The organism is Methylomonas sp. LWB (assembly GCF_001856095.1).
Classification (GTDB): Bacteria; Pseudomonadota; Gammaproteobacteria; order Methylococcales; family Methylomonadaceae; genus Methylomonas; species Methylomonas koyamae_A.
Genome location: NZ_MKMC01000002.1, coordinates 97,541 through 117,977, shown reverse-complemented (window position 1 = coordinate 117,977; position 20,437 = coordinate 97,541). Strand labels below are relative to the sequence as shown.

Genomic DNA, 20,437 nt, shown 5'->3' with positions numbered 1-20,437 from the left:
AGACGGCAATCGCGTCACGACCCCGAAGCGCGCCGGTCGGCCGATCCAGCCACCGGATTTCCTTAACCCGCGGCCAGTCGGCGCGGGCATGAGAAAACCGATTATCTGGCTTGCCAGCGCAAATCCAACGTAAACGGAAAGTCTTTGTTGATATCCTCCGCCGGCACGTCGAAAGGCGCGACGCTGGGCGTATGGCCGTGTTGCCAGAAACGGCTGACCCGGCGCCCCTCGGCTTCGTAGGCGTTGACCGGCAAGGTCTCGTAACTGCGCCCACCCGGATGGCTAACGTGATAGGTGCAACCGCCGATAGACCGGCCGTTCCAGGTATCGATCAAGTCGAACACCAGCGGCGCTTGCACCCCTATCGTCGGATGCAGCGCCGACGGCGGATTCCAGGCGCGATAGCGGATACCCGCCACCATCTCGCTTTGCTTGCCGGTGGCGCGTAGCGGCACCAAGCGACCGTTGCAAGTCAATGCGTAGCGATCGCCCATCGTGCCGCTCAGCGTGACTTGCAAGCGCTCGACCGACGAATCGACGTAGCGGGCCGTGCCGGTACTGGTGATTTCCTCGCCCAGCACGTGCCAGGGTTCGATGGCTTGATGCAATTCCAGATGCAAGTCGCCGACGCGTAGCGTGCCGATGCGCGGGAAACGAAACTCCAAAAACGGCGCAAACCATTCGGCCTTGAACTCATAGCCGGCGCTCTGCAAATCGCGCACCACATCCTGAATGTCGGCCGCCACGAAATGCGGCAACATAAAGCGGTCGTGCAATTGGGTGCCCCAGCGCACCAGCGGCTTTTTATAGGGCTGACGCCAAAACCAGGCCACCAGCGTTCTCAGCAGCAGCATCTGCATCAAGCTCATCCGGGCATGCGGCGGCATTTCGAAGGCGCGCAGCTCCAGCAGACCCAAGCGGCCGGCGTCGGCGCCCGGCGCGTAGAGCTTATCGATGCAAAACTCGCTGCGGTGGGTATTGCCGGTCATATCGACCAGCAAATTGCGCAGCAGGCGATCGACCAGCCACGGGGCCATCACCTCGCCATCCGGCATTTGCTGGAAGGCGATCTCCAACTCATACAAACTATCGTTGCGGGCCTCGTCAACCCGCGGGGCCTGGCTGGTCGGGCCGAGGAACAAGCCGGAGAACAAATAGGACAGCGCTGGATGATGTTGCCAATAGGTAATCAAGCTGCGCAGCAAATCCGGCCGGCGCAACATCGGGCTGTCCACCGGCGTGATCCCGCCCAACGTGACGTGATTACCGCCACCGGTGCCGGTGTGACGGCCGTCCAACATGAATTTTTCAGTGCCGAGCCGGGTCAGCCGAGCTTGTTCGTAAAGCGAAGTGGTGTTGAACACCAGTTCCTTCCAATTGGCGGCCGGATGAATATTGACCTCGATGACACCCGGATCGGGGGTTACCGGCAAGCGCAACAAGCGCAAATCGTGCGGCGGTTGGTAGCCCTCGATAACGACCGGCATTTTCAGCGCGGCGGCGGCGGCTTCGACCGAGGCAACGATATCCAGATAATGCTCGAGCTCCTGGGTCGGCGGCAGGAACACATAGAGCCGGCCCTCGCGAGCTTCGACCGTTAATGCGGTGTGCGGCGTCCAGCCGCCGGCGTGCGGCGCGCGGTCGTCGGCCGACGCCATTTCGTTCGGGTGCAGCGGATCTTGTTTGACCGTCTTGCTATAGCGGCGGCTGACTTCGGAATCGATGTCGCCGAGCGGCGGCACCGCGTCGTACAAGCTGCGTTCGATCAACGGATCGCGATCGGCCGCCGCCACCCAAGGCAGACTATTCAACGGCAAACGCAGCCCCATCGCCGAATCGCCCGGCACCAGAAACATGTCGCCGCGTCTGAACCGCCAGGGACTGCTGCACCATACACCGGCGCGGTAATCCCAGTACAACGGCAACGCGTAACCGGCCGGCGCGCCGAGATCGGCGCTCAACACCTTGACCAGGCGCTGGCGTTCCAGATCGTCCTTCAAATCGGCATGGCTGAAATCGATATTCTCCGGCAACAATCCTTCGTGCAGCAGGTAGTACAACGGATCTTCGTAACCCGGCAGGATGCAATCGCCGCGCAGCCCCAAGCGTTTTGCCAATTCGCGGATAAAAGCGTCGGCCTGCTCGCGGCCGTAACCGTAGTCCTTGGTTTCATCGGCGAACAGTGCCGGATTTTTCCATACCGGCACACCGTCCTTACGCCAGAAGCAGGCCATTTGCCAGCGCGGCAACGGTTCGCCCGGATACCATTTGCCCTGCCCGAAATATAACATGCCCCCCGGTGCGAATACCTCGCGCAAACGCCGGAGCAGTTTGCCGGCCAGCTTGCGCTTCTCGGGACCGTCGGCGGCGGTGTTCCATTCCGGCGCGTCCATGTTGTCGATGGACACGAAGGTCGGTTCGCCGCCCATCGTCAAGCGGACGTCGCCGAGACTCAATTCGGCATCGACCTTTTCACCGAGCAGATCGATCTCCTCCCATTGCCGGTCGGTATAGGGTTTGGTCACGCGCGGGTCTTCGTAGATACGGCTGACCCGGTTGGAAAACTCGAACGACGTTTCCGCCTTGCCGATGAAGCCGCCGCTGACCGGCGCCGCGCTGACATAGTCGGCGGTACAGGCCAGCGGAATATGGCCCTCGCCGGCGAATAGGCCGGAAGTCGGATCCAGACCGATCCAGCCGGCGCCGGGAATGTAAACCTCGGTCCAGGCATGTAGATCGGTGAAGTCTTCCTCGGTGCCGGACGGTCCGTCCAGCGCCTTGACGTCGGCGGTCAACTGCACCAGATAACCGGACACAAAGCGCGCCGCCAATCCCATATGCCGCAACACCTGCACCAACAGCCAGCCCGAATCCCGACAAGAACCTACTTTACGCTCCAGGGTTTCCTCGCAGGTCTGCACGCCGGGTTCCATCCGGATCGAATACGTCACAGCCTTGTGCACGGCTTGATTGATATCGACCAGAAAATCGACGACGCCGCGTTCGCGCCGATCCAAGGTTTTCAGAAATTTGCCCAACAACGGACCGTCGTCCTTGACTTCCAGATACGGCGCCAATTCCTTGGCCAATTGTTCGGGATAGCCGAACGGGTATTTTTCGGCGTATTCCTCCAGGAAAAAGTCGAACGGATTGATCACCGTCATTTCGGCGATTAGATCGACTTCGATCGAGAATTCGCGAGTTTTTTCCGGGAACACCAGTCTGGCCAGGTAGTTGCCGAACGGGTCTTGTTGCCAGTTAATGAAGTGCTTGTCCGGCTTGATGGTCAGCGAATAGGCGCTGATCGGCGTCCGCGAATGCGCGGCCGGCCGCAGCCGCAGTACGTGCGGACTGAGCTGTATCGATTGGTCGTAGCGGTAACAGGTCTTGTGATTGATCGCGACTTTGATGCTCATGGAGTGACCACTGGGTTGGCGGCTTCGCTTTCCGCTTGCAGCAGCCGCAGATTTTCCTCGACGCCGGCGGCATGGGTCAGCTCGGCGACGTTTTGTTTGGTGAAAAAGCCGTCGAAATCGCCGAAGCGCTGCACGTATTCGACAATCAGAGACGAGTGTTCCGAGGCGCTGGAAAAAATCTGCTTCAAGCCTTCCTCGCGCGAGCCGATCACGTCGAGCAAAAAGTCCTTGCCCTTGGCGCGAATCGCATCGACCACGTAGTCGATGTTGGCCCGGCCGCCGGTATCGCCGTCGGCGACGCCGAGCGCCACGTGATGTAGGCGCGGCCCGTAATTGCGGACGAAATTTTCGGTCGGCGAAGGCAGACCGACCAAATGATTGACGAAATAGGGTTGATTGGCGGCGGTAAACACCTTGGCCGGACTGAAACTCTCCTCGGCGTAGTGAATGCTTTTGGTGACGTTGGTCGACGAGTTCTGGTTGGCGATATCGTAAGAACCCCAATAGAAGTAACTAGACAAGGTCAGATACTCCAGGATTGCCACTTCGCGATTCTGGCTGTACACCCGAGTCGCCAGATGGTCGATGGGCTGAATCAGCCGCTCCAGACCCAGCTCGGCCTGCATTTCCTTGGCTTCCAGATAGCCGCGATTGACGTCGTCGCGAATAATACTGTTACCTAATGCGTAGACTCGCAGATCTTCGGGCGGCCGTTCCCAGTAGCCGACGATATTGTGGGTGTATGGCGAGGGCTTGACGATGGCCATGTTGCCGGGCAAACCCAGCTTACGGATCTGGTCCTGGTTAAAGAAGCGAATCTCCCGCGACTTTTGCTGTTCGACCACCTCGTGCAGGTTGCTGACCCGAAACACTTCGCCCATGTAGCGCGAATTGGGTTTGTGGGCGCCGATCGGGTAGACCTCGTTCAAGGCCCGAAAAATATCGCCGCGCCCCGCATCGCGCACTTCGCGGACCAGCAGATCCGGCGAATTCATGTCGATACGCAAAATATGGGTCCAATGCGATTCGGTTTCCAAGGTCACCAAATAATGGTACGGCGTCATCAGCGCCAGTTCGCTGACATAGGCGGCCGAACAACCCGGCTCGACGGTAATCATCATCGCGTCGATCTCGCGGATCATCTCGGTCAGGCCGGTGCGGTCGCGGTTTTCCAACAGTTTGACCAGAAATTCGTCGAACCAGGCGGAATTGGCTTTGTCGCCGTGCCTGGGGTGGATCAGTGAATTGATCATCCAATTTCCTCGTGAGTGTAACTATCCATTAACCGAACCGGTCTTGCCTCTAGGGGCGTTTTTCAGGACGGACCGTTCAGAAAGGTACGCTGTATCTCGACGCCCAACGCATTGTTGCGGACGATGAAATCTTGTAGAAACGCGTGCAAACCGGTGCGAACGATGTCGCTCATCCGGCCGAAATGCAGGCGTGCGTGGTTTTCGCCGGCCAAGCGCAGACATTCTCGACCGCGCCGGCCGCACAACTGTTCCAGGATCGGCGCCAGTTCGTCGTAGCAGGCGTGTAGCGAACGCGGCATGTCGTCGCGCAACACCAGCAATTCAGCGACTTTCCAGGGCTCCAGCGTATCGCGAAACACTTTCTGGTAAGCCTCGAACGCCGATACCGACCGCAGCAAGGAGCTCCATTCGTAATAATCGACTTCGGTGGTTTGATCGGCGTCGGGCAACAACAGTTGAAATTTGGCGTCCAGCAGCCGCGCGGTGTTGTCGGCCCGTTCGACGAAACTACCGATCCTCACGAATTTGTAACCGTCGTCACGCAACATCGTGCCGAAGGTAACGCCGCGAAACAAGTGCGAACGGGACTTGACCCAATCGCAGAACTCGCCGATTTCGGCTTCGGGCAAGCCACCGCGGATGCGTTGCCTTAGCTCTATCCACAACGCATTGACGGTTTCCCACATTTCCGAAGACATCGCGACCCGCACGGCGCGGGCGTTCTCGCGCGCCGCGCCCAGCGCGCTGACGATGCTGGACGGATTGCGTTCGTCCAGCGCCATGTAGCGAATCACGTTGGCGGCGGTATAGGTCCCGTAATCGCGTTCGAATACCTCGATATCGTCGGCGATCAGCACCGGCGGTTTCCAGCGCGCGGCTTCGTCGTAAGGACTGTTGGCGACCAGCGACATCCGGTAGGTGACATCCAGGACCCTGGCCATGTTCTCGGCGCGCTCGATGTAGCGCGCCATCCAGTACAAATGGTCGGCGGTGCGGCTCAGCATGGTTTGTCCTCGTTCAACACCCAAGTGTCCTTAGTCCCACCACCCTGCGAGGAATTCACGACTAGCGACCCTTCCCGCATCGCGACCCGGCACAAACCGCCGGGTACCAAGGTCACGGTCTTGCCGGACAGCACGAAGGGCCGTAGATCCACGTGGCGCGGCGCCACGCCGGCTTCGACTAAGGTCGGGCAGGTCGACAGCGCCAGGGTCGGCTGGGCAATGTAATTATCCGGATCGGCCAGAATGCGATCACGAAACTCCAGAATTTGCTGCTTGGAAGCGGTCGGACCGACCAACATGCCGTAACCGCCGGAACCCTGTACTTCCTTGACCACCAGTTCGTCCAGGTGCTCCAACACGTATTTGCGGTCGTCTGCTTCCGCCAGTTTGTAGGTCGGCACGTTGGACAGGATCGGTTCCTCGCCCAGATAGAACCGAACCATGTCCGGCACATAGGTATACGTGGCCTTGTCGTCGGCAACGCCGGTACCGATCGCGTTGGCCAGCGTCACGCCGCCGTTGCGATAGGCTTCGACGATACCCGGCACGCCCAATAGCGAATCCGGCCGGAAGGCTTTAGGATCGATGAAGTCGTCGTCGATACGACGGTAAATCACATCGACCTGCTTGGGACCGTCGGTGGTGCGCATATACACCAGATCGTCCTCGACGAACAAGTCCTGGCCCTCGACCAGTTCGATACCCATTTGCTGCGCCAGAAACGCATGTTCGAAATAGGCGCTGTTGTAGGCGCCCGGCGTCAGCAACACCACCGTCGGATCTTGCACGCCGGGCTGAGCCACCGCTCGCAGATTGTTCAACAACACTTGCGGATAGTGCTCGACCGGCGCCACCGCATAGCGGCGGAATAATTCCGGGAACAAGCGCATCATCATTTTGCGGTTCTCCAACATGTAGGACACGCCGGACGGCGTCCGCAAGTTGTCCTCGAGCACGTAGAATTGATTCTCGCCGGTCCGCACAATATCGATGCCGGCGATGTGCGCGTAGATACCGCCCGGCGCCGCGACGCCCTGCATCTCCGGGCGGTACATTTCGTTTTCCAGCATGGCGGCGGGCACGATGCCGGCCTTGACGATTTCCCGATCGTGGTAGAGATCGTTCAGAAACGCGTTTAAGGCCCTCACCCGCTGAATCGCGCCGTCGGCCAATTGCCGCCATTCGCTGGCCGCCAGAATCCTCGGCACGACATCGAACGGAATCAGCCGCTCGGCGCCGGCCTCGTCGCCATAGACGTTGAAGGTGATGCCAACCCGGCGGAACAACATCTCCGCCTCTCGGGACTTTTGCATCAGCTGGGCCTGATCGATGCCGTCCAACCAGTCCGCAAAGGGTTGATAGAGCGCCCGCACGCTGCCGTCGGGTGTCCGCATTTCGTCGAAATAATTCAGTGGCTTCATAGGCTCCTTACAGCAATCCACATGCCAACCCGGTCAAACGATGGCGAACCGGTCCGGACGGCCCAACGCGGCCGACTAACGCACCAAATTGGCGCAAACCCAGCGCGCCCTCGCCCCAAAACGACCACTCGGCGCAAATACGTTGGCAATTTCGCCGGCTTTGACTATCGTAAGTGACTTGTACCACCATCCGCGATTCAACCAATGAATAAAGCCCAAATTACGTTATTCGGCGAAGTGTTGTTCGACTGTTTCCCCGACGGCAGCCGGGTACTGGGCGGTGCGCCGTTCAACGTCGCTTGGCATCTGCAAGCCTTCGGCGACCGGCCCCGCTTTATCAGCCGGGTCGGCGGCGACGCGGCGGGCAACGACATCCTGGCCGCGATGACCCGCTGGGATATGGACCCGTCCGACCTGCAAATCGACCCGACTCGGCCGACCGGCACCGTGGCGGTCAGCATAACCGACGACCAACCCGATTACCAAATTCTCGACCGCCAAGCTTACGACTTTATCCAGCCTGTCCAGCCGGGGACCGGCGACGGCCTGCTCTATCATGGCAGTTTGGCGCTACGCGGCGAGGTTTCGGGCCATACGTGGACCGATCTAGCGAGCGCCTGGCGCGGGCCGGTGTTTTTAGACGTGAATTTGCGCGCGCCGTGGTGGCAACCCGGCCGCATTTTCGATTTGATCGCCGGCGCCGATTGGCTGAAACTGAACGACGCCGAGCTGGCCCAACTCTTCCCCGGCACTCAGGATATCGCCGACAAAATGCGCCTGATCGTTCGAGAATTCGATTTGCAAGGCATTTTCGTCACCTGCGGCGAAGAAGGCGCGCTAGCTCTGACGCCCGACGGCGAACTACTCGGCGTCACCCCGAACGCCCGGCTCGAAGTCGCGGACACGGTCGGCGCCGGCGACGCCTTCGCCGCCGTGCTGCTGCACGGCATCGCCTCCACTTGGCCCTTACCGCTAACGCTACGCCGCGCGCAGGATTTCGCGTCCGCGCTGGTCGGCAGGCACGGCGCGACAGTCGAGGACCCCGCTTTCTATCAACACATCCTGGCCGGCTGGCAATAATCCCGCCGGGCGGGCAGACCGCGATCGCGGCGAGGGTCCAAACATTGGCCCAAGCCTGTATTACATTTCACGTAATCTTCAGCAAACCGTCACGCATCCTTAACCCAGTGTCGGCGTTTTAACGCCAAAATGATCGCCGGCTCAAGCACCCGCGCGGCTCGGCTCGGCCGGGCTTCAGACCGGGTCGGGCCTAGCCGGGCCAAGCGCCCGTTCGCGTCTACATTTTTTTTCCGAGATACTCCGACCATGTTCAGAAGACGACCCCTCTTCAAACCGGCACTGACCACGCTGGCCGCGCTGGGCTTATTCGGCGGCGCTCAAGCCGCCACGCCGGTATTCATCAACGAAATCCATTACGATAACACCGGCACCGACAGCGGCGAAGCCGTTGAAATCGCCGGCCCGGCCGGTACCGACCTTAGCGGTTGGTCGTTGGTGCTCTACAACGGCAACGGCGGCGCCAATTACCGAACCGCGACGTTAAGCGGCGTCATCGCCGACCAATCGGGCAGCGGCTTCGGAACCTTGAGTTTCGGCTTTCCGACCGATGGCATTCAAAACGGCGCGCCGGATGGGATCGCTTTGGTCGATGCCAATCAGGTCGCCGTACAATTTTTAAGCTACGAAGGCACGTTCAACGCGGTTGGCGGACCGGCCGCCGGCCAAGCCGGCACCGACATCGGCGTGTCCGAGTCCAGCGCCACGCCGGTGGGATTTTCGCTGCAATTGCAGGGTAGCGGTCAGGTTTACGAAGACTTCCTTTGGGCTAGCGCATCCGACGACAACTTCGGCGCCGTCAACGCCGGTCAAAGCTTTGCCGCCGCGCCGCCGGACTCGACCGACAAATGCGGCGATCCCGCCACCGCGATTAGCGCGATCCAAGGTAACGACATCGACAGTCCGTTGGTTGGCACACGCCAGACGATAGAGGCCATCGTCACCGCCGATTTCAGCGGCGGCGCCAAACTGAACGGCTTCTTCGTCCAGCAAGCCGACGGCGAGACCGACGCCGATCCAACCACTTCGGAAGGCCTGTTCATAGCGGCGTCCGCATCGATCCATGTCGGTGACCGGGTACGCATTTCCGGCAACGTCGCCGAAACCTACGGCATGACTCGACTGGAAAACGTCTCGCCGCCGCAAGTCTGCGCCAGCGGACAGGCGCTGCCGGCCGCCGTCGCGGTCGAGTTGCCGTTCGGCCCGGACAACCGGCAGGAAAGCCGAGAAGGCATGCTGGTAACCCTGCCGCAAACCCTGACCGTCACCGAAAACTACAATCTGGCTCGCTACGGCGAATTCCTACTCTCGTCGGGCGGCCGTCTGCTAACGCCGACCCAAGCCGCCGAGCCCGGCGCGCCGGCCCTGGCCATCGCCGCGCAAAACCTGGCCAATCAACTGCTGGTTGACGACGGCGCCAATCTGCAAAATCCCGATCCCGTGATTTACCCCGAGCCGGCCGGTCTGAGTGGCGCCAATACTTTAAGGGTCGGCGACAGCGTAAGCGGCGCGACCGGGATCTTGGCGTACGACTTCGGCGCCTACCGTTTGCAACCGACTCAAACATTGACGCTGAATGCGGACAACCCGCGCGACCAGGCGCCCACGCCGGACCGACGCACATCCTTGACCGTCGCCAGCTTCAATGTCTTGAATTATTTCAACGGCGACGGCAACGGCGGCGGCTTCCCAACCGCGCGCGGCGCCGACAGCCCGGCCGAATTCGCCAAGCAACGCGCCAAAATCGTCGCGGCCCTGACTCGCCTAAACGCCGATGTGATCGGCCTGATGGAAATCGAGAACGACGGCTACGCCGCCAACAGCGCGATCGCCGACCTGGTGGCCGGGCTAAATCAAGCCGCCGGCCCCGGCACCTATGCCTATATCAACCCGGGCGTCTCGCCGGTGGGCAGCGACGAAATCGCCGTGGGTCTGATTTACAAACCGGCCAAGGCCTCTCCGATCGGTCCGGCGGCCATTCTGAGCTCAGCCTTCGACCCGGCATTTATCGATACCAAGAACCGGCCGACCATCGCCCAGACTTTCCGCGACAAAACTTCCAACAAGTTGCTGACCGTCGCGGTCAACCACCTGAAATCCAAGGGATCGGCTTGCGACGATGTCAACGACCCGGATACCGGCGATGGCCAAGGCAATTGCAATCTGACTCGCACCGCCGCCGCCCAGGTGCTGACCCAGTGGCTCGCCACCGACCCCACCCATACCGGCTCCGCCAACGCGTTGATCGTCGGCGACTTGAACAGCTACGCGGAGGAAGATCCGATCAGCGCCCTAAAATCGGCCGGCTATCGCAATCTGCTGGAGAATCTGGTCGGCAATCACGCCGCCTACAGCTACGTGTTCGACGGCGCTTCCGGCTATCTGGATCACGCCTTGGCAAATACCGCTCTAGCGCCGCAAGTCAAGGCCGTCTCGGAGTGGCACATCAACGCCGACGAGCCGAGGGCGCTGGATTACAACGAGGAGTTCAAATCGGCCGGACAGATCGCCGACTTTTACGCCGCCGACGCCTATCGCTCGTCCGACCACGACCCCTTGTTGGTGCAATTATTCGTGGCCGGCGACCTGGACAGCGACGGCGATGTGGACAGCACCGATGCCGCCGCGGCCAAGGCGCAAATCGGCCAATGCGCGAGCCGGCAGACGTTCAACCGCGAAGCGGATTACGACAATAACGGCTGCGTTTCCTACGCGGATTACCGGACCTGGTACGGCCACTACCAGCGGTATCAAACCGCCGCGACCGGCCTCTAAGCCGGCACGGCCGGTCGGCATGACGCCGACCGGCCGCTTTTTACTTTCATTTACCGGAACATGCCATGAAAACACTGAGTTGTATTTTGATTCTGACCGCTGTCGGCTTGTGGCCTACCGCGGACGCTGCCGCCTTGAGCCTTAGCCTGATTCCGCAGAGCTCGACCGTCACTGTCGGCGATACCTTCGCGGCCGACGTGGTCGCTCACGACCTATTCGGCGACGCGGACTCGGACGAGTTGCTGCTGGCCTTCGGTCTAAACCTCGGCGATCTGGACGACGAACGTCTGGAATGGACCGGCGTCAGCGTGAATCCGGTGTTTAGCGACGATTCTGCCGCCGTGGGCCTAACCGCCGCCGGCTCGACCTTTCCCGGACTGAGCGCCGACGACACGCCGGCACATATCACACTCGCCACGCTGTACTTTCGGGCGCTGGCGGCGGGTAGCGCCATCGTCGGCATACGCGGCGATTTGGCCGATCCGAATCAAGGCCTGATTTTTTTGAACCGGGGGCCGGTGGCGATTGCCGCCGATTTCAACCTGAGCATCGTCGCGGTACCGTTACCAACCGGCGCGCTGCTGTTTGCATCCGGTATGGCGGCGATGCTCGTTAGAAGCGGACGCCGCGCCTGAAAATTGGGCGGCGGCCAGAAAAAAGCCGGGCCCGGCCCGGCTCGATTCAGGATTGCTGCTTGGCGAACCGACCGGACCAGTCGTCCGGCCGCGCCGCGAACAACTTTTTGAATTGCGGCATGAAGCTGGCGGTGATCGGAATCGAATAAAAGCAATACATCGCCGCCGCCTCGCCGGTACTGACGCCGAACAACCATTGCGGCATGAACAGCGTCATCATCGCCATCCCGAAATGGTAAGACGCGATCCGCCAGTTGTGCTTCCAGACGAAACCGCTGAGCGCCAGCGCGAACAAGGAACCGTGGGTCACCAAGGTACCGAAGGCGCTGGAAATGGCATAACCGATATGATAAATGCCCATGAACAGGCAGGAGTTCATCCGACCGATGAAATTGGGCTCCAAACCGAACAATTGCCACTCGTTCGGCAGCCGGCCGAACACCAGAAACAAGCCGCTTAAACTCGCCCCGGCGATGAAGGCCTTCTTCAAGGCCGCCGGGTCGCTCGAATACGTCGCCAAGGCCGGCATGATCGCAAAGGCCTGCAGGCTGATATGTACCGAGGACAATTCGCTAAGCAGCAGATTGGTACCGTAGCCGCATTGGTCGGCGACCGGATAGGCGAAAAACTGAATGAATTCCATCAGCGAAAAATGAAAAATCGCGTAAGCGCGGGCCAACCTGACCCAAAACGCTTCGTCCTTGTCCAGCACAGTCACGGTCGCCGCGGCCAAACCCGCGACGCCCAAGCCCAACGACATATCGGCGCTAAAACACATAGTGAATCCGTATCAAAAAGTCAGACAAAACAGCCACGCCGGTGGCCTCCTCTCGCCTCGGCCGGTAATTTCGGGCTTCGGCCTGGGAACGATACACGGCCCCGGCATTTATTGCAGCTTTTTATGGTTTTAACCGGATTATTTCCTAACGGACTAAATCTTTCGTCAATCGGTTTTCCGGAAGTCCGAGCTGTGGTATTCTTGATCAGAAATTGCGAAGCCCGTCACATTCAAGGTTATCAGCGGATGAAAATCAACCAGAACTTACGCTACCTCTCTCTGGCTGTCTGGCTCGGCGCGACCAGTGCGCTGGCCGACGGCGCGCGCGCGACTTTGGTCGAACCACCGCATCCGATTTATCACGTGGTTCGCGATCAAACCCTGGCCCAGGCGGCGGCATCGATCGCCAATCGCGGCGGCTTCGGCTTCCGGATCGCCGCCGGCCTGGAATCCGACCGTTTGAATCGCAAGCTGGCCGCCGCCGATTGGCCTGCGGCATTGGCACAATTGTTAGAGGATTACAACTACACGCTGGTCGGCGAACCCGGCGCGATTCGCTCGGTTCTGATCAGCGGCCGCCGTCACAACGGCCTTGTAGACCCGACATCCGCTGGCATCGCTATCGAACCCCGCAAGGTCGACGGTCTGCCGGAACGTTACCGCCGCCTGAAACCCGGCTCGGCCATGCCAGTCGAGCTGCCAATGGCCCAGTTGCGGCAATTGAAAGCCGGCGACCGCGCACTTCTCGATCTGCCGATCGGTCAATACCAAGTCGAACACGACCGCCGCACCGACCATGCCGACGGCTCATCGACCTGGACCGGCCATCTCGCCGACGAAGGTCTGGGGTACCGGCTGAATCTGTCCGTCGGCGCGGCCGGACTGATGGGCAATCTCTACACGCCGGACGGTGAATATTTGATCGAAGGTGCCGGGGGGGCCGCCGTGCTGGTCGACCTGCAGCATTCCGGCCTCACGGCAGGCGGTTTCGACGGCGACCATATCGAACCGTCGGGTTTGCCGGCGCCAACCGAAATGGCCAAGGCCAGCCTATCGACCGAAAGCCTGAGAACCAAAGCCGAGTCGCTAAGGGCCGACGCCACCGCGCTGAATCAGGAAGCCACGAATCTGTACGGCAATTACACCGATAACCAACAACTGGTCGCCAATGCGCAAACCGCCTTGACCGCGGCCAAGGCAAACACCGCAACCGCGAAAGCCGAGCTGGCAAGCCGAAAGCAGACTCTGAAATCGGCACCCAAGGACGCAACCTTGCAAGCGGCGGTCGCCAGCGCCAAATCCGCGCTGAATGCCGCCAAAGCCGCTGAAAAACAGGCCAACACCAACCTCAAGGCGGTCAAGAAATTCGAAAAATCGGCGCTGTCCGCCTACAACAAAAAGATCGCCGCGTATAAAAAGGCCAATACCAAGGCCGAAAAAGCCGAAGCCGATTACGCCGCCCGACTGAACGAGACCGGTGGAGGCAATACCGAAAATAACGGTAATAACGGAAACGGCGGCGGCAATACCACCGAAACCAACGTCGTCGACGTGATGGTGCTCTACACCACGGTTGGGCAAAGCGCCGATTACGCCAAGCAGCGCATTCAATATCTGGTCGATGTCAGCAACCAGGCTTACCGGGACTCGGGCATCCACGCCAGTCTGCGCCTGGTGCATACCGAAGCCAGCGCCTATACCGAAACCAACCTCGACAACACCGCATTGGACGATTTGGGAGCGGGGAACGGCGCGTTTGCCAATGTCGAGGCTCTGCGCAACCGCTACGGCGCCGATGTGGTGGTATTTTTCCGTCCCTTCTACCATTTGGCGTCGGGCCAGATGTGCGGCATCGCCTACCAGGGGTTCTACAACGGCGGCGATGCCTATCCGTTCTTGGCCTATGCGGTGGTCGGCGACGGGTATTCCTTGGAATCGGATAATTACTATTGCACCACCGGCAGTTTCGCCCACGAAATCGGCCATACGCTCGGTAACGTCCACGACCGGGAGTTTAGCAACTTGCAAGGCAAGTTCGAATATTCCTACGCCTGGGGCATAGACAACCTGTTCGGCACGATCATGAGCTATTACAGCCCGCAAATCCTGCTGTTCTCGTCGCCGTCCCTGAGCACGCAATGCGCCGGCGGCCCCTGCGGCTATCCGGCCGGGTCGATACATTCGTCCGACCAGACCGCCACGACCAACTATACCGCGCCCTTTGTCAGCGCATACCGACAGACCCAAGTGAGCGTACCGTCGATAGAGTGACGCGGACGCCACTTAAATAGACTTCATAAGTTTTTCAAGGATTTATGATATAAATCACCCCGATTGGCCGGCCAGCCGCCGACCGATCGCCGCGCCCCGAAAGCGCTACCGCCAAGGTAACGCCGGCACCAGGACGAACGGAACGCGGAAGCGCAACGATGCTTTGAACCGGACCGTGCCGCTGGGCCGAGCTCAGCCTGAAACCACTGCAGGCCCGACGTCCATTCCGGATCGATAACAACAATAACCAGGGGAAAGCTCATGATCCAAATTATCGTCGTCTCAACCATTTTTTCGCTATTGCTGCTGGGTCTGTTGGTCTGGGCGATCAAACGCAAGATCGCCCTTCGCCGGCAGCTGGAAACCGCGCAAATTGCAACGCCTGGTTCGGCAATGCCAGCCGACGCGAACCCACAACACCTGAACGCGCCGCCCGCGGCGGAACCGACATGCGCCGAGCCTGCAAAACCGAGCGCCGCGCCTGTCAACCTCGGCGCCGTCTCCTCGGTGCCCTTGCCGCATACCGCAAGCGATACGGCGATCCCGGAAGACTCGGTGCTGCGCCGCCATTATCTGGCGATGCGCCTCTCCGAGCGCGAGCAACGGGCGAGACCTTATCCCACCGATTCCGTGCTGCGCCGACACTACGACGCAATGCAAAAAGCGGCACTCGAAACGGCATCCGCAGTGCGACCGGCGTCGGCAGCCGGCCACCAGCCGGCCCGCCCCATACCCAAATCAGCGCAGCTGCCCGAGGACTCGGTGTTGAAACGGCACGTACTGACGCAATTGCTGTCCGATATACAATCCCAATTGCCGCCGCAACCGACCGACTCCGCGTTGAAGCGGCATTACGCGGCGCTGTTGCAAACCGAACTGGACAAACGCCTAACCGGCGGTTTTCCGGCCTGAGGGTCAACGCCCCGGACCGGCTCCCGCCGGTCCGGGCCAGCCACATTCATCGACAAAGCTACCATGGACACTATTTACCGGTTTTCAGCCGTCACCCTGAGCGGCGCGCCGTTGGCACTCGACGCCTTCCGCGGCCAAGTACTGTTGATCGTCAATACCGCGAGCCGTTGCGGCTTCACCCCGCAATACCAAGGCTTGCAAGCGCTATACCGCGAATATCGAGACCGGGGCTTCGCGGTGTTGGGCTTTCCGTGTAATCAATTCGGCGCCCAGGAACCCGGCGACAGCCAGGCGATCGGCGAATTTTGCGCGATGAATTATCAAATCGACTTCCCGATATTCGAAAAAATCGAAGTCAACGGCGACGGCGCACATCCGTTGTACGCATTTCTGAAGGCTAGCGCGCCGGGCGTGCTGGGTTCGGAAGCGATCAAATGGAATTTCACCAAATTTCTGATCGGCCGGGATGGTTGCGTCAAACAACGCTACGCGCCACTGACCGCTCCTGAGACCTTGCGCGGCGACATCGAAGCCTTATTGGCGGAAACCGTTTAACGCGACTGAAAACTCTTGACCCAGTCGCCGGGCCGGACAATGGCGGCGCCGGCGTCCATTTGACCGACGGCGGTCGCGGCGCTAACGTCGACGATGGTCAAAATGCCGCTGGGATCACCCAAGCCGGTATCGGCCCGATTCTGGGCCAGTGGATACACCATCAATTTGTCGCCGGCCTTGACCTTATCTTGCGCCCCGGCGGCAATCACGACACGACCGGATTCAACCCGCGCCACCCGTGTAGCGAACGGGTAACAGCCGAACATTTTGTGTATGTCTTCCGAAGCCTGAGTAATGATCTCATCGATCTTATGGCCGGCAGGCGTCGCGTTGAAGCGGTCGCTACCGACCGTGTAGCCGGTCGGCAGGCTGACATCGCCGACGATGGAGTCGGTGTAGCGCTGCTGAAACAACAGCGCCCCGGTAAAGCCGTCGTAAACGAATACGTCGATGCCGACGCTGCGCCGACCGACAAAATCGCGGACCAGCGATTTCAGATCGGCCAACACGCCGGTGCCGCGCACGTACTCGGTGGATTCGATCCGAAAGTCGCGTATCACGCCGGACAGCACGAACTGCGCGTTTTGCTGGCGGGCCACGTTCAACACCATGGATTCGCCGCTGCCCTCGGCCGGCACCAACTCCGGCGCGATGTCCGGTCGGGCGTACAGCGCGGCATTGGTCAGGTTGCGGCCGATAAAGTCGCCTGTTTCCATGAGTCGATTGTTGATCTCGCGAGGAATGCCGCTGTACAAATCCTGGCTCTCGGAACCGCTGAGCTGGTCGGCGTTCATAATCGGAAAGCCGGTCGCGACAATCTTCTTGCGATAGGGAGACGCGCAACGCTCGCTGTCGGCCAACATTGCCAGCACTTGCACGTGGTAGACGGCGCCGTCCTGCCATTCGTCGACCACCTTGATATCGCTGATCAACTGGTCGCCGCGATTGCCGCGCCGCAGCCGAGCCGAAGCCGCGTCGACCGCGTTGTCGATAGCGGCCCGCCGAGCCGCCTCGCGATTCGCACCGGCAATCGCGGCGCTACCCTCGGCGCTAACCTGTCGCGAGGCCGCCAAATCGCCGGCACTATCGTCTCGCGTACCGGCGCCGCCGCAACCGGCCAACAGCAAAATCAGTAAAACGTGGCTAAAGCCGTTACAGCGCATTGAGGAACCCGTTGGTCAGGAAATAATTCAACAGCGTACGCGCGCCGGTGTTGATTGTCCATTCGCTGTCGTACATGCCGGCATCAAGCAAGACATCGTCGACGACATTGGGTTGTTTGGAAAAGCCCTTGACGTGGTATTGGTCGCTACAATCCCGATTGCCGCAAGCCAGATTCGCGGAAACCACGGTAGCCTCCCTGTACCCCAACCGGCTGAAAGCCAGCTTTTGGTCCTGTTGCTGACATTGCCCGACCTGCCCCGCATCGCCCGCCATGCAGCGATAAAAGCGCGGCGTCAAGGTCAGGTCCAACGTGGCTTTCAAATGATCGCGAACGGTACGGTAATCGGCGGGACGGGCTTCGCGCAAATAGCTATCGACGTAAATCCGATAGGCTTCGTCGCGCATCACCTGGGCGCCGACCGTCGAGCCGTTAGGCAGCGGCTCGCGATAAAGTTGAGCGGCCAAATCACGGTAGGCGTCGAGTTTGGCATTCTGCTGGGCTTGCTGCCAGCGTTGCTTGACGTTCAGCGCGCCGCTGTCGTCGAAGCGACTAATACCGCTGGCGCTGAGAGTTTTGGATTCGGACAAGCCTGCGGATTTGCCGGCCGGCCCGGCGCAGCCCGCCAGCCATAACAACGGGATGATTTGAAGCAGTCTCAGGGTGTTCATGGTTCCTCCTCGGGCTAGCCTAGTCATCGACTGACCGGCCGAAATCTTGAGGAGGACGGCCAATTTAAATCGGCCGCGCCGGCTCCCGGCTCAGGCGGATTTAGCCGGCACCGACCAGAGTTTTTCCAACTGGTAGAACTCGCGCGCCTGGCCGGTCATCACGTGCACAATCACGTCGCCGAGATCCAGCAAAACCCAATCCGAGCCTTGCTCGCCCTCGGTACCGATCGGTTGGATGCCGTTTTCCTTAACTTTCACGACAACGTAATCGCACAGCGACTTGGCGTGCCGCGCCGAGGTCGCGGTCGCGACGATCATAAAATCGGTGATGCTGGTCTTGTCGCGCACGTCCAACGTCGCGATATGCAGGGCCTTGCGCAGATCCAGTTCGGTTTGGACCAATTGGGCTAATTCGGTACTTTGCATTCAGGTTTCCGTAGAGGTCGAGCTTGCTCGATAAAGTTGATGTTGTTGAATATAGGCCAGAACGGCGTCCGGCAATAAAAATCTAGGATTCGTCCCGTCGGCGACGATCCGGCGGATTTGGGTCGCGGCAATGTCCAGCAAGGTCACCGCTTGAAAAAACAACTTGCCCGCCCTGGCGTCGCGCAACTCGTCCCGCCGCGCCGCGAGGCGGGCTCGCATAAAATCGCCAAGTACCGACGGTTGAAAACCTGGCCGGGCCATCACCACAATATGGGCGTAATCGAACAGGTCCCGCCAACGATGCCAGCCTTCCAGGCCAGTGAAGGCGTCGGCACCGACGAACAGCACCAAGCCTGACCCCGGCAACTCCGCCGCCAGCGATTGCAGGGTATCCACCATGTAGGACGGTCCCGGCCGGTCCAGTTCGCGTCTATCGACGCTCAAACCGGGCGTGCCGGCGACCGCCAATTCGAGCATGCGCAAACGGTGCTCCGCCGAAACATCCGGCTCGCCGCGATGCGCCGGCACCCGGCACGGAATCATTTTCAAGTCGTCCAATTCGAAGCATTCGCGCACTTCCAATGCGGTCCGCAAATGCCCGTAGTGAACCGGGTTGAAGGTGCCGCCGTAAACGCCGATCATTATTGGCGGATATGCCCGTCGCCCAACACGATGTATTTCAACGAAGTCAAGCCGTGCAAACCAACCGGTCCGCGTGCGTGCAATTTATCGGTGCTGATGCCGATTTCGGCGCCCAGACCGTATTCGAAGCCGTCGGCGAAACGGGTCGAGGCGTTGACCATCACCGAGCTGGAATCGACCTCGCGCAAGAAACGCCGGGCCAGCGTGAAATCCTCGGTGACGATGGCTTCGGTATGCGCCGAGCTATAGGTGTTGATGTGGTCTATCGCCTCGTCGATGCCGGAGACGATCTTGATCGATAAAATCGGCGCCAAATATTCGGTTTGCCAGTCGGCTTCGCTGGCCCTGACCGCGCCCGGAATCAATGAACAAGTTTTCAGGCAGCCGCGCAACTCCACGCCCTTGGCGGCGTATTGCTCGGCCAGGATGGGCAATACCGCACCGGCAACGCTTTCGGCAACCAATAGCGTCTCCATTGCGTTGCAGACGCCGTAGCGATGGGTCTTGGCGTTCAACGCGATCGCCACCGCCTTGTCGAGGTCGGCCTTGACATCGATGTAAACGTGGCAAATGCCGTCCAGATGTTTGATGACCGGGATGGTCGCCTCGGAGCTAATCCGCTCGATCAGACTTTTACCGCCGCGCGGCACGATCACATCGACGAATTCCTTCATCGTCACCAGCGCGCCGACCGCCGCCCGGTCGGTGGTTTCGACGACTTGCACCGCCTGTTGCGGCAGTCCGGCCTCGGCCAAACCTTGCGCGATACAGGCGGCGATGGCCCGATTGGAATGAATGGCTTCGGAGCCGCCGCGCAAAATGCAGGCATTCCCGGCTTTCAGGCACAGCGCGGCGGCATCGACGGTGACATTCGGTCTGGATTCGTAAATGATACCGATCACGCCCAGCGGCACCCGCATTTGTCCGACTTGAATGCCGGTCGGCCGGTAACTGAGGTTGGTGATTTCGCCGACCGGGTCCGGCAACGCGGCGATTTGGGTCAAGCCCTCGACCATTTTTTCGATACGGGCCGGCGTCAGATCCAGCCTGTCCAACGAAGCGGCATCCAGGCCGTTGGCTTGGCCGGCTTGCAAATCCTTGGCGTTTTCGGCGATCAACGTGTCGGCGTTGGCGGCCAAGGCTTCCGCGATTTTCACCAGGGCCAGATTCTTGCGGCCGGTATCGGCCTTGCTGATCTCGCGACCGGCCTGTCTGGCCTGCTTGCCCAATTGCTGCATGTAGCGGGTTACGTCCACAATGTTACGACTCGTTGATTTTGAAAAAACCGCCATTATAACCCAGACCCGCGCCGGGGCGGCCAACGGTCGCCCCGGCGCGGGTCCAGCCCTCTCAACCCAGCAGTCGCACGGCCGACACAAACCGATTTCGCCGGCCTCGGTTCGACCACTATGACCGCGCTCAGATCGAAGCGCGGCTTG

General features: G+C 60.4%; 16 protein-coding genes. 6 read left to right on the top strand and 10 right to left on the bottom strand.

Features of this window, described 5'->3' with window-relative positions; all coding sequences use genetic code 11:
- Positions 1 to 101: 101 nt before the first annotated feature.
- The 4 genes from BJL95_RS00575 to BJL95_RS00560 all read right to left on the bottom strand — a co-directional run bounded on the left by BJL95_RS00575 (position 102) and on the right by BJL95_RS00560 (position 7,094).
- Positions 102 to 3,416: a DUF2126 domain-containing protein gene (locus tag BJL95_RS00575; protein WP_071154855.1), complete on the bottom strand. Its 3,315-nt coding sequence runs from the start codon at positions 3,414 to 3,416 to the stop codon at positions 102 to 104.
- The gene (locus BJL95_RS00570) at positions 3,413 to 4,669 is read right to left on the bottom strand and encodes a hypothetical protein (RefSeq protein WP_064024574.1); all 1,257 of its coding nucleotides are present in this window, start codon (positions 4,667 to 4,669) and stop codon (positions 3,413 to 3,415) included. The genes BJL95_RS00575 and BJL95_RS00570 overlap by 4 nt, the downstream gene beginning before the upstream one ends.
- Positions 4,670 to 4,731: 62 nt before the next feature.
- Entirely contained in the window at positions 4,732 to 5,673 is a 942-nt protein-coding gene (locus tag BJL95_RS00565) for an alpha-E domain-containing protein (RefSeq protein ID WP_071154854.1), read from the bottom strand.
- Complete coding sequence (locus BJL95_RS00560) at positions 5,667 to 7,094, bottom strand: circularly permuted type 2 ATP-grasp protein (protein ID WP_071154853.1); 1,428 nt, start codon at positions 7,092 to 7,094, stop codon at positions 5,667 to 5,669. The genes BJL95_RS00565 and BJL95_RS00560 overlap by 7 nt, the downstream gene beginning before the upstream one ends.
- Before the next feature lie 204 nt (positions 7,095 to 7,298).
- Between BJL95_RS00560 and BJL95_RS00550 the strand changes: the two genes are divergently transcribed.
- From BJL95_RS00550 to BJL95_RS00540, 3 genes are all read left to right on the top strand, one after another.
- The gene (locus BJL95_RS00550; RefSeq protein WP_071154851.1) at positions 7,299 to 8,174 is read left to right on the top strand and encodes a carbohydrate kinase; all 876 of its coding nucleotides are present in this window, start codon (positions 7,299 to 7,301) and stop codon (positions 8,172 to 8,174) included.
- Positions 8,175 to 8,420: 246 nt separating this feature from the next.
- Positions 8,421 to 10,946, top strand: coding sequence for an ExeM/NucH family extracellular endonuclease (locus BJL95_RS00545; protein ID WP_071154850.1), 2,526 nt, complete (start codon positions 8,421 to 8,423; stop codon positions 10,944 to 10,946).
- Between the two features lie 65 nt (positions 10,947 to 11,011).
- Positions 11,012 to 11,581: a hypothetical protein gene (locus BJL95_RS00540; RefSeq protein ID WP_071154849.1), complete on the top strand. Its 570-nt coding sequence runs from the start codon at positions 11,012 to 11,014 to the stop codon at positions 11,579 to 11,581.
- Positions 11,582 to 11,627: 46 nt separating this feature from the next.
- Here BJL95_RS00540 and BJL95_RS00535 read toward each other — a convergent pair whose 3' ends face one another.
- A complete protein-coding gene (locus tag BJL95_RS00535; protein WP_064024157.1) occupies positions 11,628 to 12,359 on the bottom strand; it encodes a DUF5765 domain-containing protein in 732 nt (243 codons plus the stop codon).
- A gap of 246 nt (positions 12,360 to 12,605) precedes the next feature.
- On the opposite strand from BJL95_RS00535, the gene BJL95_RS00530 reads away from it, so the two are divergent.
- The 3 genes from BJL95_RS00530 (at position 12,606) to BJL95_RS00520 (ending at position 16,097) form a co-directional block, all read left to right on the top strand.
- Positions 12,606 to 14,630, top strand: a complete 2,025-nt coding sequence (locus BJL95_RS00530) for a reprolysin-like metallopeptidase (protein WP_175463622.1) — start codon at positions 12,606 to 12,608, stop codon at positions 14,628 to 14,630.
- A 261-nt stretch (positions 14,631 to 14,891) separates the two neighbouring features.
- Entirely contained in the window at positions 14,892 to 15,542 is a 651-nt protein-coding gene (locus BJL95_RS00525) for a hypothetical protein (protein WP_071154847.1), read from the top strand.
- A gap of 63 nt (positions 15,543 to 15,605) precedes the next feature.
- Entirely contained in the window at positions 15,606 to 16,097 is a 492-nt protein-coding gene (locus BJL95_RS00520; RefSeq protein ID WP_071154846.1) for a glutathione peroxidase, read from the top strand.
- Here the strand turns inward: BJL95_RS00520 and BJL95_RS00515 are convergent.
- The 5 genes from BJL95_RS00515 to BJL95_RS00495 all read right to left on the bottom strand — a co-directional run bounded on the left by BJL95_RS00515 (position 16,094) and on the right by BJL95_RS00495 (position 20,290).
- Positions 16,094 to 17,260 carry a flagella assembly protein FlgT middle domain-containing protein gene (locus tag BJL95_RS00515; protein WP_071154845.1) on the bottom strand — a complete coding sequence of 389 codons (1,167 nt, stop codon included), beginning with the start codon at positions 17,258 to 17,260 and terminating at the stop codon, positions 16,094 to 16,096. The genes BJL95_RS00520 and BJL95_RS00515 overlap by 4 nt on opposite strands.
- The gene (locus BJL95_RS00510) at positions 17,250 to 17,930 is read right to left on the bottom strand and encodes a hypothetical protein (RefSeq protein ID WP_071154844.1); all 681 of its coding nucleotides are present in this window, start codon (positions 17,928 to 17,930) and stop codon (positions 17,250 to 17,252) included. Before BJL95_RS00510 ends, BJL95_RS00515 begins: the two co-directional genes overlap by 11 nt.
- 90 nt (positions 17,931 to 18,020) lie before the next feature.
- A complete protein-coding gene (gene rsfS, locus BJL95_RS00505; protein ID WP_064024169.1) occupies positions 18,021 to 18,356 on the bottom strand; it encodes a ribosome silencing factor in 336 nt (111 codons plus the stop codon).
- Positions 18,357 to 18,998: a nicotinate-nucleotide adenylyltransferase gene (gene nadD, locus BJL95_RS00500; RefSeq protein WP_064024171.1), complete on the bottom strand. Its 642-nt coding sequence runs from the start codon at positions 18,996 to 18,998 to the stop codon at positions 18,357 to 18,359.
- Positions 18,998 to 20,290 carry a glutamate-5-semialdehyde dehydrogenase gene (locus BJL95_RS00495; protein WP_217631649.1) on the bottom strand — a complete coding sequence of 431 codons (1,293 nt, stop codon included), beginning with the start codon at positions 20,288 to 20,290 and terminating at the stop codon, positions 18,998 to 19,000. Before BJL95_RS00495 ends, nadD begins: the two co-directional genes overlap by 1 nt.
- Positions 20,291 to 20,437: the final 147 nt, after the last annotated feature.